General features: G+C 70.9%; 9 protein-coding genes. 6 read left to right on the forward strand and 3 right to left on the reverse strand.

Features of this window, described 5'->3' with window-relative positions; genetic code table 11:
- Positions 1-64 precede the first annotated feature (64 nt).
- A complete protein-coding gene (locus tag RIM90_RS26260) occupies positions 65-829 on the reverse strand; it encodes an IclR family transcriptional regulator (protein WP_309063232.1) in 765 nt (254 codons plus the stop codon).
- A 296-nt stretch (positions 830-1125) separates the two neighbouring features.
- On the opposite strand from RIM90_RS26260, the gene metH reads away from it, so the two are divergent.
- From metH to RIM90_RS26280, 4 genes are all read left to right on the forward strand, one after another.
- Complete coding sequence (gene metH, locus RIM90_RS26265) at positions 1126-4638, forward strand: methionine synthase (protein ID WP_309063233.1); 3513 nt, start codon at positions 1126-1128, stop codon at positions 4636-4638.
- 154 nt (positions 4639-4792) lie between these two features.
- Complete coding sequence (locus RIM90_RS26270; protein ID WP_309063234.1) at positions 4793-5494, forward strand: HAD family phosphatase; 702 nt, start codon at positions 4793-4795, stop codon at positions 5492-5494.
- Between the two features lie 441 nt (positions 5495-5935).
- Positions 5936-7540 carry an ABC transporter substrate-binding protein gene (locus RIM90_RS26275; RefSeq protein ID WP_309063235.1) on the forward strand — a complete coding sequence of 535 codons (1605 nt, stop codon included), beginning with the start codon at positions 5936-5938 and terminating at the stop codon, positions 7538-7540.
- A gap of 66 nt (positions 7541-7606) precedes the next feature.
- On the forward strand, positions 7607-9190 hold the full coding sequence (locus RIM90_RS26280) for an ABC transporter substrate-binding protein (RefSeq protein ID WP_309063236.1): 1584 nt from the start codon (positions 7607-7609) through the stop codon (positions 9188-9190).
- A gap of 88 nt (positions 9191-9278) precedes the next feature.
- On the opposite strand, the gene RIM90_RS26285 is transcribed toward RIM90_RS26280, so the two are convergent.
- Entirely contained in the window at positions 9279-9950 is a 672-nt protein-coding gene (locus RIM90_RS26285) for a response regulator transcription factor (RefSeq protein ID WP_309063237.1), read from the reverse strand.
- 14 nt (positions 9951-9964) lie between these two features.
- A complete protein-coding gene (locus RIM90_RS26290; RefSeq protein ID WP_309063238.1) occupies positions 9965-10939 on the reverse strand; it encodes a RecB family exonuclease in 975 nt (324 codons plus the stop codon).
- A 273-nt stretch (positions 10940-11212) separates the two neighbouring features.
- On the opposite strand from RIM90_RS26290, the gene RIM90_RS26295 reads away from it, so the two are divergent.
- Complete coding sequence (locus RIM90_RS26295; RefSeq protein WP_309063239.1) at positions 11213-12910, forward strand: site-2 protease family protein; 1698 nt, start codon at positions 11213-11215, stop codon at positions 12908-12910.
- 57 nt (positions 12911-12967) lie between these two features.
- Positions 12968-13370: tRNA (adenine-N1)-methyltransferase (locus RIM90_RS26300; protein WP_375165558.1), on the forward strand; the 403-nt coding region annotated here is incomplete at its 3' end.

A 13370-nucleotide genomic window follows, 5' to 3' on the forward strand; every position in this document is an offset into this window, starting at 1 on the left:
GACTGTGACCGGAATGCCCTGCGGCATCCCGGTCCCCCTGTGTGCGACAGGGCCCGTCCGGGGCTCAGAACCGCCCGGCGCCCAGGTCCCGCGACACCGCGCGGGCGCAGTCCCGTACCGCCGCGATCAGCTCGGGGCGCAGCTCGCCGTCCCGGCGCAGCCGCTCCACCGCGCCCGTGATGCCCACCGCGCCCACCGGCATGCGCCGCCGGTCGTGGATGGGGGCCGCCACCGAGGCCACGCCCTCCCAGGTCTCCTCGACGTCCGCCGCGTAGCCACGCGCGCGCGTGAGGTCCAGGATGTGCTCGAAGGCGTCCGGGTCGCACACGGTGCGGTCGGTGAACGCCTTGCGGTCGGCCTCCAGGGCCTCGCTGTGCGCCACCGGGTCGTAGGCCGACAGCACCTTGCCCAGGGCCGTGGAGTGCAGCGGCTGCATGGCCCCTATCTCCAGGACCTGCCGGCTGTCGTCGGGCCGGAAGACGTGGTGCACGATCAGCACGCCCTGCTGGTGCAGCACGCCCAGGTAGACGCTCTCGCCGCTGGAGCGGGCCAGGTCGTCCGTCCACACCAGGGCGCGCGCCCGCAGTTCGTGCACGTCGAGGTAGGTGGTCCCCAGGCGCAGCAGCTCGGCGCCCAGCTGGTAGCGCCCGGAGGCGTCGTCCTGCTCGACGAACCCCTCCTGCTGGAGGGTGCGCAGGATGCCGTGGGCGGTGCCTTTGGCGAGGCCCAGCGACGAGGCGATGTCCGACAGGCCGAGCCGTCGCTCGCCGCCCGCGAGCAACCGCAGCATCGCTGCCGCCCGTTCGAGCGACTGGATGTTCCGTGCCATCGCCGTACTGCCTCCGTCCCCTTCGACCGTCGACCCGCGACGTCGCTGCCGCTGTTCGGCAATGCCGAACACTACCGGTCCATGCCGACCTCCCGCTAATGGTCGGTCGTGATCCGTCGCGCCACCCGTACCCCGTACGTCGGCCGTCGGCCATCATCGTCCGGCCCGTGGACGCCCTGAACATCAGGGCGCGGTCCCGGATACCCTGACGGGGTGCGCCCTGCCGGGAGGCCCAACAGGAGGCTTTCCGGGCAGCCGCAAAGCCGACAGCCGTCGCACCTGAGGGAGCCCTTTTCATGGCCTCGTTGCCGCTGACCCCTTCCACCGACAGCCGGACCCGTGTGTCCGCTCTCCGCGAGGCGTTCGCCACCCGTGTGGTGGTCGCCGACGGGGCGATGGGCACCATGCTCCAGGCCCAGGACCCCACGCTCGAGGACTTCCAGAACCTCGAGGGCTGCAACGAGATCTTGAACCTGACCCGCCCGGACATCGTCCGTTCGGTCCATTCCGAGTACTTCGACGCCGGTGTCGACTGCGTCGAGACCAACACCTTCGGCGCCAACCACACCGCCCTCGGCGAGTACGACATCGCGGAACGCGTCGCGGAGCTCTCCGAGGCCGGCGCGCGCATCGCCCGTGAGGTCGCCGACGAATACGGCGCCCGGGACGGCCGTCAGCGCTGGGTGCTGGGCTCGATGGGACCGGGCACGAAGCTTCCCACCCTCGGCCACACCACCTTCGGCGAGATCCGTGACGCCTACCAGCAGAACGCGGAGGGCCTGCTGGCCGGCGGCGCCGACGCGCTGCTCGTGGAGACCACGCAGGACCTGCTGCAGACCAAGGCCTCGGTCATCGCCGCCCGCCGGGCCATGGAGGTCGCCGGCTACGACGTGCCCCTGATCGTCTCGGTGACGGTCGAGACGACCGGCACGATGCTGCTCGGTTCGGAGATCGGGGCGGCGCTGACCGCGCTGGAGCCGCTGGGCATCGACATGATCGGTCTGAACTGCGCGACCGGCCCGGCGGAGATGAGCGAGCACCTGCGCTACCTGGCCCGGCACGCGCGCGTGCCGCTGTCGTGCATGCCGAACGCGGGTCTTCCGGTCCTGACGGCCGAGGGCGCGCACTATCCGCTGACGCCGCCGGAGCTGGCCGACGCCCATGAGACCTTCGTCCGGGACTACGGCCTGTCCCTGGTCGGCGGCTGCTGCGGCACCACCCCGGAGCACCTGCGCCGGCTCGTCGAGCGGGTGCGCGGTGTGACCCCGCCCGGGCGCGACCCCCGGCCCGAGCCGGGCGCCGCCTCCCTCTACCAGAGCGTGCCGTTCCGCCAGGACACCTCCTACCTGGCGATCGGCGAGCGGACCAACGCGAACGGGTCGAGGAAGTTCCGTGAGGCGATGCTGGAGGGCCGCTGGGACGACTGTGTGGAGATGGCCCGGGAGCAGATCCGTGAGGGCGCGCACATGCTGGACCTGTGCGTGGACTACGTGGGCCGTGACGGTGTGGCGGACATGGAGGAGCTGGCCGGCCGGTTCGCCACCGCCTCCACGCTGCCGATCGTGCTGGACTCCACCGAGGTCGAGGTGATCCGGGCGGGCCTGGAGAAGCTGGGCGGCCGGGCGGTGATCAACTCGGTGAACTACGAGGACGGCGACGGCCCGGAGTCGCGGTTCGCGAAGGTCACCGGGCTGGCGAAGGAGCACGGGGCGGCGCTGATCGCGCTGACCATCGACGAGGAGGGCCAGGCCCGCACCGCCGGGAAGAAGGTCGAGATCGCCGAACGGCTGATCGCCGACCTCACCGGCACCTGGGGCATCCGTGAGGAGGACATCCTCGTCGACTGTCTGACGTTCACCATCTGCACCGGCCAGGAGGAGTCCCGCAAGGACGGTCTGGCCACCATCGAGGGCATCCGCGAGCTGAAGAGGCGCCACCCGCGGGTGCAGACCACGCTGGGGCTGTCGAACATCTCCTTCGGCCTGAACCCGGCCGCCCGGATCCTGCTGAACTCGGTCTTCCTGGACGAGTGCGTCAAGGCGGGCCTGGACTCGGCGATCGTGCACGCCTCGAAGATCCTGCCCATCGCCCGGTTCAGCGAGGAGGAGGTCGCCACGGCGCTGGACCTGATCTACGACCGCCGCCGTGAGGGCTACGACCCGCTGCAGAAGCTGATGCAGCTGTTCGAGGGCGCCACCGCCAAGTCGCTGAAGGCGGGCAAGGCCGAGGAACTGGCCGCACTGCCGCTGGAGGAGCGCCTCAAGCGCCGCATCATCGACGGCGAGCGCAACGGCCTGGAGGCCGACCTGGACGCGGCGCTGGAGACCCGTCCCGCGCTGGACATCGTCAACGACACCCTGCTGGACGGCATGAAGGTGGTCGGTGAGCTGTTCGGCTCCGGGCAGATGCAGCTGCCGTTCGTGCTCCAGTCCGCCGAGGTGATGAAGACGGCCGTGGCCCATCTGGAGCCGCACATGGAGAAGGCCGACGAGGCGGGCAAGGGCACCATCGTGCTGGCCACCGTGCGCGGCGACGTGCACGACATCGGCAAGAACCTGGTCGACATCATCCTGTCGAACAACGGCTACAACGTGGTCAACCTGGGCATCAAGCAGCCGGTCTCGGCGATCCTGGAGGCCGCCGAGGAGCACGGGGCCGACGTGATCGGCATGTCCGGGCTGCTGGTGAAGTCCACGGTGATCATGAAGGAGAACCTGGAGGAGCTCAACAGCCGCGGCCTGGCCACCACCTACCCGGTCATCCTCGGCGGTGCCGCCCTGACCCGCGCCTACGTCGAGCAGGACCTGCACGAGATCTACCAGGGCGAGGTCCGCTACGCCCGCGACGCCTTCGAGGGCCTGCGCCTGATGGACGCCCTCGTCGGCATCAAGCGCGGCGTGCCGGGTGCGAAGCTGCCCGAGCTGAGGCAGCGCCGGGTCCGTGCCGCCACCGTGGAGATCGAGGAGCGGCCCGAGACCGGACACGTGCGCTCCGACGTCGCCACCGACAACCCGGTCCCCACCCCGCCGTTCTGGGGCACCCGCGTCGTCAAGGGCATCCAGCTCAAGGAGTACGCGTCCTGGCTCGACGAGGGCGCCCTGTTCAAGGGCCAGTGGGGCCTGAAGCAGGCCCGCACCGGCCAGGGACCGACCTACGAGGAGCTCGTCGAGACCGAGGGCCGGCCCAGGCTGCGCGGTCTGCTGGACCGGCTCCAGACGGAGAACCTGCTGGAGGCGGCCGTCGTCTACGGCTACTTCCCGTGCGTCTCCAAGGACGACGACCTGATCATCCTGGACGACGCCGGCAACGAGCGCACCCGCTTCACCTTCCCGCGCCAGCGTCGCGGCCGGCGCCTGTGCCTGGCCGACTTCTTCCGCCCGGAGGAGTCCGGCGAGACCGACGTCGTGGGCCTCCAGGTCGTCACCGTCGGCTCCCGCATCGGCGAGGAGACCGCCCGGATGTTCGAGGCCAACGCCTACCGCGACTACCTGGAGCTGCACGGACTGTCCGTCCAGCTCGCCGAGGCGCTCGCCGAGTACTGGCACGCGCGCGTGCGCGCCGAACTCGGCTTCGCCGGTGAGGACCCGGCCGCGATGGAGGACATGTTCGCCCTGAAGTACCGGGGCGCCCGCTTCTCCCTCGGCTACGGCGCCTGCCCGGACCTGGAGGATCGCGCCAAGATCGCCGATCTGCTCGGGCCCGAGCGCATCGGCGTGCAGCTGTCCGAGGAGTTCCAGCTGCACCCCGAACAGTCCACGGACGCCATCGTGATCCACCACCCGGAGGCCAAGTACTTCAACGCCCGCTGAGCCCCCGGAAGGGCCCGTCCCCAGGGCCCGTCCCCAGGGCCCCGTGGGCGACAAGAGGCACGTGCTTCGCGCACGACGTACACTGGTCGGTCCATTGCAGGCCGGTTCCCCTCGCGGGAACCGGCCTGATCGTCCCTGTGAAGGAGGTACGTGGATGACCAGTACGGTCCCCGCGCTCGGAACCCTTACGGAGGAGGGCTCGGCCCTCCAGGCCGTGCTCCTCGACATGGACGGCACCCTGGTGGACACCGAGGGCTTCTGGTGGGACGTCGAGGTCGAGGTCTTCGCCTCCCTCGGCCACACCCTCGACGACTCCTGGCGTCATGTCGTGGTCGGCGGCCCCATGACCCGCAGCGCGGGGTTCCTGATCGAGGCCACCGGGGCCGACATCGACCTGGCCGAGCTGACGGTGCTGCTGAACGACGGTTTCGAGGACCGCATCGACCATGCCCTGCCGCTGATGCCGGGCGCCGAGCGGCTGCTGACCGAGCTGTCCGAGCACGAGGTCCCCACGGCGCTCGTCTCCGCCTCGCACCGGCGCATCATCGACCGGGTGCTGGCCAGGCTGGGCCCGCAGCACTTCGCGCTGTCGATCGCCGGTGACGAGGTCCCGCGCACCAAGCCGCACCCCGACCCGTACCTGGCGGCCGCCGCCGGGCTCGGTGCGGACCCCCTGCGGTGCGCCGTCATCGAGGACACCGCGACCGGTGTCGCCGCCGCCGAGGCCGCCGGCTGCCAGGTCGTGGCGGTGCCCTCCGTGGCCCCGATCACCCCGGCCGTCCGGCGCACCGTCGTCCCCTCGCTGGAAGTCGTCGACCTGACATTCCTGCGCGGCCTGATGACAGGAATGCTCTAGGCGTTCACCCAGCGTGCAACGGTGTTAGGGCCGGAATTCCCACCGCTCGCGCACGCGTCCCCGGACATGTGTCCGAGGGAATTCGTTCCGTCGCCGGTGGCTGAATTCCGGTGTCGCCGAACCCGCTTCCCCTTGTGATGTTCGCCACGCCGGAGGGGGTCGACATGGGGGTCGGCATGTGCTGTCCGTCCCTTTTCGACGGTCGTCGGTGTGGCCTTGTGTCCCGATTGGGGGGACGCTGCACCAATCCTTCCCCGGTCACATCTGCCGGTGCGTTCACACCTGGTTTCACTGCGTGATGGCTTCTCAACTCCGGTGGCCGCGAACCCTCCTGCGGGTGCGGACTAATCTCGTCGCGAGAACATCACCCCTACCCCGTGAGCCGCCGCGACACCCTGCGTGTCGGATACACGGAGTCGACAGTCCTGGAGAAACTCGAGCATGAACCGCAAGACTTTGGTGCTGGCGGCCGCGATGGGCCTGCTCGCGCCGGTGCTCGCCGCCTGTGGTGACACCGAAGGCGGGAGCGGCGACGGCGACGCGATCGCCGTCGGCACCACGGACCGGTTCACCGCCTCGAAGGACGTGCCCGCGCCCCTCGACCCGGCCTACGCCTACGACGTCGGCACCTGGAACATCCTGCGCCAGACCGTGCAGACCCTGATGATCCAGCCGCGCGGCGAGGGCGAGCCGGTGCCCGAGGCGGCCGAGTCCTGCGGCTTCACCGACGCCGGCAACGAGCGCTACAGCTGCACCCTGCGCGACGGCCTGAAGTTCGCGAGCGGCGACGAGGTGACCGCCGCCGACGTGAAGTACTCCATCGACCGCGCCCGCTCGCTCAAGGCCGACAGCGGTGTGTCCGCGCTGCTGTCCACCATCGACACCGTCGAGACGCAGGGCGACCGCGAGGTGATCTTCCACCTCAAGACCGCGGACGCCACCTTCCCGTACAAGCTGTCCACCCCGGTCGCCGGCATCGTCAACCCGGACGACTACGAGAAGGGCAAGCTGCGCGAGGGCTTCGAGGTCGACGGCTCGGGTCCGTACACCCTGGACGCGAAGGTCGAGGGCGACGAGCTGGTCCGGGCGACGTTCACCAGGAACTCCTCCTACAAGGGGGCGTTGAAGGTGAACAACGACAAGGTCGAGATCGTCTCCTTCGAGGACGCCGACGCCATGGGCGCCGCGCTGGAGAAGAATGACATCGACGTCATGTCCCGCACCATGTCGCCGGAGCAGATCCGCGAGCTCGCGGGCAACGCCGAGGACGACGTCGACCTGGTCGAGATGCCCGGCCTGGAGATCCGCTACCTGGCCTTCAACACCGACGCCGAGACCGTGAAGGACAAGGCGGTCCGCCAGGCGATGGCCCAGGTCATCAACCGCAGCGAACTGATCTCCAAGGTCTACGGCTCCCAGGCCGAGCCGCTGTACTCGCTGGTCCCGGCGAGCATCACCGGTCACTCCAACTCGTTCTTCAACGAGTACGGCGAGCCCAGCGCCGCCAAGGCCCGCAACCTGCTGGAAGAGTCCGGGGTCAGCACCCCGGTGAAGGTGACGCTGCACTACACCACCGACCACTACGGCCCGGCCACGAAGAAGGAGTTCGAGCAGCTCCAGGAGCAGCTCAACGACAGCGGCCTGTTCGACGTCACCATCAAGGGCACCCCCTGGTCGACCTTCCGCCCGGCCGAGCAGAAGGGCGAGTACGACGTCTACGGCATGGGCTGGTTCCCCGACTTCCCGGACGCCGACAACTTCCTCGCCCCGTTCCTGGACGCCGACAACTTCCTCGGCTCGCCGTACGCCAACGACGAGATCCGGGGCGAGCTGATCCCGCAGTCCCGCCGCCAGGCCGACCGGTTGTCCGCCTCCGGCAGCCTGACGGACATTCAGGACATCGTGGCGAGGGACGTCCCCGTGCTGCCGCTGTGGCAGGGCAAGCAGTACATCGCCGCGCGCGACGACATCACGGGCACCGCCTACGCGCTCAACTCCTCCTCCACCCTCCAACTGTGGGAGCTCGGCCGCGGCGTGAGCGGCTGACGGATCGCACCCTCCCGGGCCGGGGAGGACGGCCCGGAGTATCGAACCGACGACAAAGGCACACACGTGAACCTGCGCAACCAGTGGCCGGTCCTGCCGATCGTGGCGGGGCTGGCTTCCGGCCTGCTGACCGGCTGCGGAACGGAGAACGGCGGCTCCGGGGCCGACGGCTCCGACGTCGTGGTGGGAATGTCCGACGACGTCCTCGCCACCGACCCCGCCTCCGGTTACGACCCGGGCTCCTGGCTGTTGTTCAACAACGTCTTCCAGTCGCTGCTCAGCTTCCCCAAGGGAGCCACCGAGCCGCAGCCGGACGCCGCGAAGGAGTGCGGTTTCACCGACACCGAGACCAAGGTGTACACGTGCACCCTGAGGGACGGGCTCAAGTTCAGCAACGGTGACCCGCTGACCTCGAAGGACGTGAAGTTCTCCTTCGACCGCATGCTGAAGATCAACGACCCCGACGGTCCCGCGATCATGTTCCCGATGCTGGAGAAGGTCGAGACGCCGGACGAGAAGACGGTCGTCTTCACGCTCAACACGCCCGACGCCACCTTCCCCAGCAAGATCGCCTCCGGTGCCGGCTCCATCGTCGACCACCGTCAGTACGACGCGGACGGGCTGCGCAAGGACGGCGAGGCGGTCGGCTCCGGCCCCTACCGGCTGGACTCGTTCAGCGACGACCAGGCCGTCTTCTCCGTCAACGAGCACTACAAGGGCAACGCCAAGACGAAGAACTCCGGCGTGACGCTGAAGTTCTTCCACGGCGACCAGGACGCCCTCAAGAAGGCCGTCCAGGACGCCGAGGTCGACATCGCCTACCGAGGCCTCACCGCCAAGGCCATCACCGACATCGAGAAGGCCGACGACGGCACCGGCAGCGTCGAGGTCGTCGAGGGCAGCAGCGCCGAAGTCCAGCACCTGGTCTTCAACATGAACGACCCGGTCGCCGGAAAGCTCGGCGTGCGCAAGGCCATCGCCCACCTGCTCGACCGCGAGGCCCTCATCCACAACGTCTACGAGGGCACGGCCACCCCGCTGTACTCGATCATCCCGGCCGGTATCGCCGGCCACAACACCGCCTTCTTCGACACCTACGGCGCCCGCCCCTCCAAGGCCAAGGCCGCCGCCGCGCTGCAGGAGGAGGGCATCACCGGCAAGGTGAAGCTCACCCTGTGGTCCACCCCCTCCCGCTACGGCCCCGCCACCGACCAGGAACTGGCCGCGATCGCCCAGCAGCTCAACGCCAGCGGACTGTTCGACGCCGAGATGAAGTCCGTCGACTTCGAGCAGTACGAGAAGGACATCGCGGCCGGCAAGTACGGCGTCTACGTCAAGGGCTGGGTGCCCGACTACCCGGACGCCGACAACTTCACGGGTCCCTTCTTCGGCAAGGGCAACGTGCTGAACAACAACTACGAGAACGACACCATCACCGGCTCGCTCATCCCGCGCACCGCCGCCCAGAGCGACCGCTCCGCCACCGACAAGGAGTTCGGCCGGATCCAGGACATCGTCGCCGAGGAACTTCCGGTCCTCCCCGTCTGGCAGGCCAAGCAGTACGCGGTCGTCCGCGACGACGTCTACGGCCTGGAGTACTGCCTCGACGCCTCGACCGTGTTCCGCTTCTGGGAGCTGAGCAAGGGCTGAACCCGCCGCATCCACGCAGGGGGCGCCCCCTTCCCGCGGGAAGGGGGCGCCCCCTGCGTCGTCCCGTCCGGCGGCCGGACGGGACGCGTCACTGCGCGCCGGGGCGCACCAGCCCGCTCTCGTAGGCGTACACCGCGGCCTGCACCCGGTCGCGCAGCCCCAGCTTGGTCAGGACATGGCCGACGTGCGTCTTGACGGTGGTCTCGCTGACGAACAGATCGGCGGCGATCTCCGCGTTGGACAGCCCGCGCGCCACCAGCTTCAGCACCTCGACCTCGCGCTCGGTCAGCGTGTGCAGCGTGTCCGGCACCGGCTCGTCACCGGACGGCAGATGCGTGGCGTACTTGTCGAGCAGCCGGCGCGTGATGCTCGGCGCGAGCATCGCCTCCCCGGCGGCCACCACACGGATCGCCTGCACCAGCTCGTTGGCCGGGGCGTCCTTCAGCAGGAAGCCGCTGGCGCCCGCCTTCAGCGCCTCCACCACGTACTCGTCCAGGTCGAACGTCGTCAGCACCAGTACCTTCGCCGGCCCGTTCCGTTCGGGACCGGTGATCTGCCGGGTCGCCTCCACCCCGTCCATCCGCGGCATGCGGATGTCCATCAGCACCACATCGGGCTGCAGCGCCCGCACCTGGTCCAGGGCCTGGAGGCCGTCCCCGGCCTCGCCGACGACCGCGATGTCCTGCTCCGCCTCCAGAATCATCCGGAAGCCCGTACGCAGCAGCGGCTGGTCGTCGACCAGTAGGACGCGGATGGCCACGTAAGTCTCCTTCGCTAGTCCGGCCCCATTCTGCCCTGTTGGACCCCGCCGGGCTCAGCCGCCCTCACCGGCAGCGGATACGGCGGGGGAGTGCCGCCGAACTCCGGGCAGTGCGCCTGGTGGTCGCACCAGCCGCACAGCTTGGTGGGGCGCGGCCGCCAGTCACCCGTCTCGGTCGCCGTCCGGATCGCGTCCCACAGCGCGAGCAGCTTGCGCTCGACCCGCTCCAGATCGGCGAGGACGGGGTCGTACGTCAGCACGTCCCCACTGCCCAGGTACACGAGCTGGAGCCGGCGCGGGATCACCTTCTTCAGCCGCCACACCACCAGGGCGTAGAACTTCATCTGGAACAGCGCGCCCTCGGCGTACTCCGGCCGGGGTGCCTTGCCCGTCTTGTAGTCGACGATGCGCACCTCGCCGGTGGGCGCCACGTCGACCCGGTCGATGATGCCGCGCAGCCTCAGTCCCGAGTCCAGCTCGGCCTCGACGAACAGCTCCCGCTCGGCGGGCTCCAGCCGGCTCGGGTCCTCGAGCGTGAACCAGCGCTCGACCAGCCGCTCCGCCTCCGCCAGCCAGCGCGCCAGCCGCTCGCCCTCCGGATCGTCGGCGAACAGCTCCACGACCTCCGGCCGGGACTCCCGCAGCCGGTCCCACTGACCCGGGACCAGCGCCTTCGCGTGCGGCGCGGTGCGCTCGGCCGGCGGGGCGTCGAAGAGGCGCTCCAGCACCGCGTGCACCAGCGTGCCCCTGGTCGCCGCCTCACTGGGCTTCTCCGGCAGCCGGTCGATGACCCGGAAGCGGTACAGCAGCGGGCACTGCATGAAGTCGCTCGCACGCGAGGGGGACAGCGAGGCGGGCGGTACGGCGCAGGCCCCGGTCGCCACGGCCGTGTCCGCTGCCGGTGCCGCCGGCCCGGCCGTGACCGGCGGATCGGCCGCCGCGACCGGGCCGCTGTCGGGGCGCGCCGCGCCCCCGGTGCTCGTCTCCATGCCCACAGACCTTACGGCCCGGCGCCGACAGTGGCCCACCCCCGGCCGGCGCCTGTGGACGAACCGGGGACGACCGGTGCGGCAGGGGGGACAGGAAGGACAGGACCGAGGTGACCGAAGGAGGAGAAGGGGAAGGAGGGGGGCAGGCGAGGCGACGAAGGGCGGGAAGTGACAGGGGTGCCGGGGCGGAACGGGTGGCGAAGGCCGCATACCATCGACTCGAGACCCTCCCGCCCGGCAGGAGCGGGAGACGCAGCGAACGAGGGGACACCGGTGGACGTAAGCGGCGGGCGCGGGCAGCCGCGGTCCGGCAACGACGAGTCGGCCGAGCACACGGGGCCCCGGGCCCCGGCCACCGACGACGCCCCCCACGAGGCCGGTGACCGCCCCGCCGCCGCAGGCCGGGCCACCGACGAGCGGGCAGACCACCGCCCCGACGGCCCGTCCGACGGCACCCCGGTGTCCTCCGGTCCCGCCACCGGGCGGACCTCCGCCGCCGGGGCCGACCGGACCGGCGGGCCCGGGGACGGCCACCCCGCGCCCCAGGACCCCGGGCCGGCCCCCGGGACCCGCCCCGGCGACCCGTCCGCCGACGGTACGGACACGACCGCCGCGCGGCCCCCGGCGGCGGGTGAACCCGGCCGGGACGGCGCCGGCGGGAACGGGCGCACCGAATCCGTGCACCAGGGCTCCGCCCCCGCGCCCGGGGCGCCCGAGCACCGCTCGGCGTCCGGGGCCGACGAGCGCGGAGCCCTCGACGCCGACCGCCCGCTCGCCCACTCCGGTGCCGGCAAGGCACCCGCGCCGCAGCGGCCCCAGGAGAAACAGCGCGGCCTGCTGATGGGACGGCCGTTCGGGGTGCCCGTGTACGTCGCGCCCAGCTGGTTCCTCGTCGCCATCCTCATCACCTGGGTGTTCGGCGGGCAGATCGACCGCGTCCTGCCCGAACTCGGCGCCGCCAGTTACCTGGTCTCCCTGTTCTTCGCGGTCGCCTTCTACGCCTCCGTGCTGGTGCACGAGCTCGCCCACACCCTCGCCGCCCTCCGCTTCGGACTCCCGGTGCGCCGCATCCAGCTCCAGTTCTTCGGCGGCGTCTCCGAGATCGAGAAGGAGGCCGAGACGCCCGGCCGCGAATTCGTCCTCGCCTTCGTCGGCCCGCTGCTCTCCCTCGTCCTGTCCGGCCTGTTCTACCTCGCCCTGCTCGCCGTGGACCCCGGCTCCGTCCCCGGCGTCCTGCTGGCCGGGCTGATGATCTCCAACCTCATCGTGGCCGTCTTCAACCTCCTGCCCGGCCTGCCCCTGGACGGCGGCCGCATGCTGCGCGCCGTCGTCTGGAAACTCAGCGGCAAGCCGATGACCGGCACCGTCGCCGCCGCCTGGGTCGGCCGCGCCCTCGCCCTCTCCGTCCTGATCGGCCTCCCCCTGCTCACCCAGTCCGGGGCCCTCGGCTCCGACGCCGTGGACAACGTCGGCATGGACACCGTCCTGGACGCGCTGCTCGCCGCCATCCTCGCCGCGATCATCTGGACCGGCGCCGGCAACAGCCTGCGCATGGCCCGCCTGCGCGAGCACCTGCCCGAACTGCGCGCCCGCACCCTCACCCGCCGCGCCGTCCCCGTGGAGACCGACACCCCGCTCTCCGAGGCCCTGCGCCGCGCCAACGCCGCCGGCGCCCGCGCCCTCGTCGTCGTCGACGCCGACGGCACCCCCCTCTCCCTGGTCCGCGAGGCCGCCATCGTCGGCGTACCCGAGCACCGCCGCCCCTGGGTTCCCGTCGGCGGACTCGCCCAGGACCTGACCGACGGCATGCGCGTCTCCGCCGAGCTCGCGGGCGAGGAGCTCCTGGACGCCCTGCGGGCCACCCCCGCCACCGAGTACCTGGTGGTCGAGGAGACCGGCGAGATCTACGGCGTCCTGTCCGCCGCCGACGTCGAGCGCGCCTTCGTCAAGGCCATGGCCCGCCCCTCATAGCCCCGACGGGGGGCCGACGTGGTCGGCGGCCCCCGCGAGGACCGGTAGGCTGGTCACATGTCCGAACCGACCGGTGCCGCCCGCAGGCGCGGGCCCTTCAAGGTCGGGGACCAGGTTCAGCTGACCGACCCCAAGGGCCGCCACTACACGTTCACGCTCGAGGCCGGGAAGAACTTCCACACCCACAAGGGTTCCTTCCCGCACGACGAACTGATCGGTGCTCCCGAGGGCAGCGTTGTCCGCACCACCGGGAACGTCGCCTACCTCGCGCTGCGCCCCCTGCTCCCCGACTACGTCCTGTCCATGCCCCGCGGGGCAGCCGTCGTCTACCCCAAGGACGCGGGGCAGATCCTCGCCTTCGCCGACATCTTCCCCGGCGCGCGCGTCGTGGAGGCCGGCGTCGGCTCCGGCTCGCTCAGCAGCTTCCTGCTGCGCGCCATCGGCGACCAGGGCATGCTGC

The sequence above is a fragment of the Streptomyces sp. genome, assembly GCF_031181555.1.
Taxonomy (GTDB): domain Bacteria; phylum Actinomycetota; class Actinomycetes; order Streptomycetales; family Streptomycetaceae; genus Streptomyces; species Streptomyces fimbriatus.

Excerpts from the sequence above, each read along its gene's own strand:
- RIM90_RS26260 (WP_309063232.1), bottom strand. The coding sequence starts at position 829 with ATGGCACGGAACATCCAGTCGCTCGAACGGGCGGCAGCGATGCTGCGG.
- metH (WP_309063233.1), top strand. The coding sequence starts at position 1,126 with ATGGCCTCGTTGCCGCTGACCCCTTCCACCGACAGCCGGACCCGTGTG.
- RIM90_RS26270 (WP_309063234.1), top strand. The coding sequence starts at position 4,793 with ATGACCAGTACGGTCCCCGCGCTCGGAACCCTTACGGAGGAGGGCTCG.
- RIM90_RS26275 (WP_309063235.1), top strand. The coding sequence starts at position 5,936 with ATGAACCGCAAGACTTTGGTGCTGGCGGCCGCGATGGGCCTGCTCGCG.
- RIM90_RS26290 (WP_309063238.1), bottom strand. The coding sequence starts at position 10,939 with ATGGAGACGAGCACCGGGGGCGCGGCGCGCCCCGACAGCGGCCCGGTC.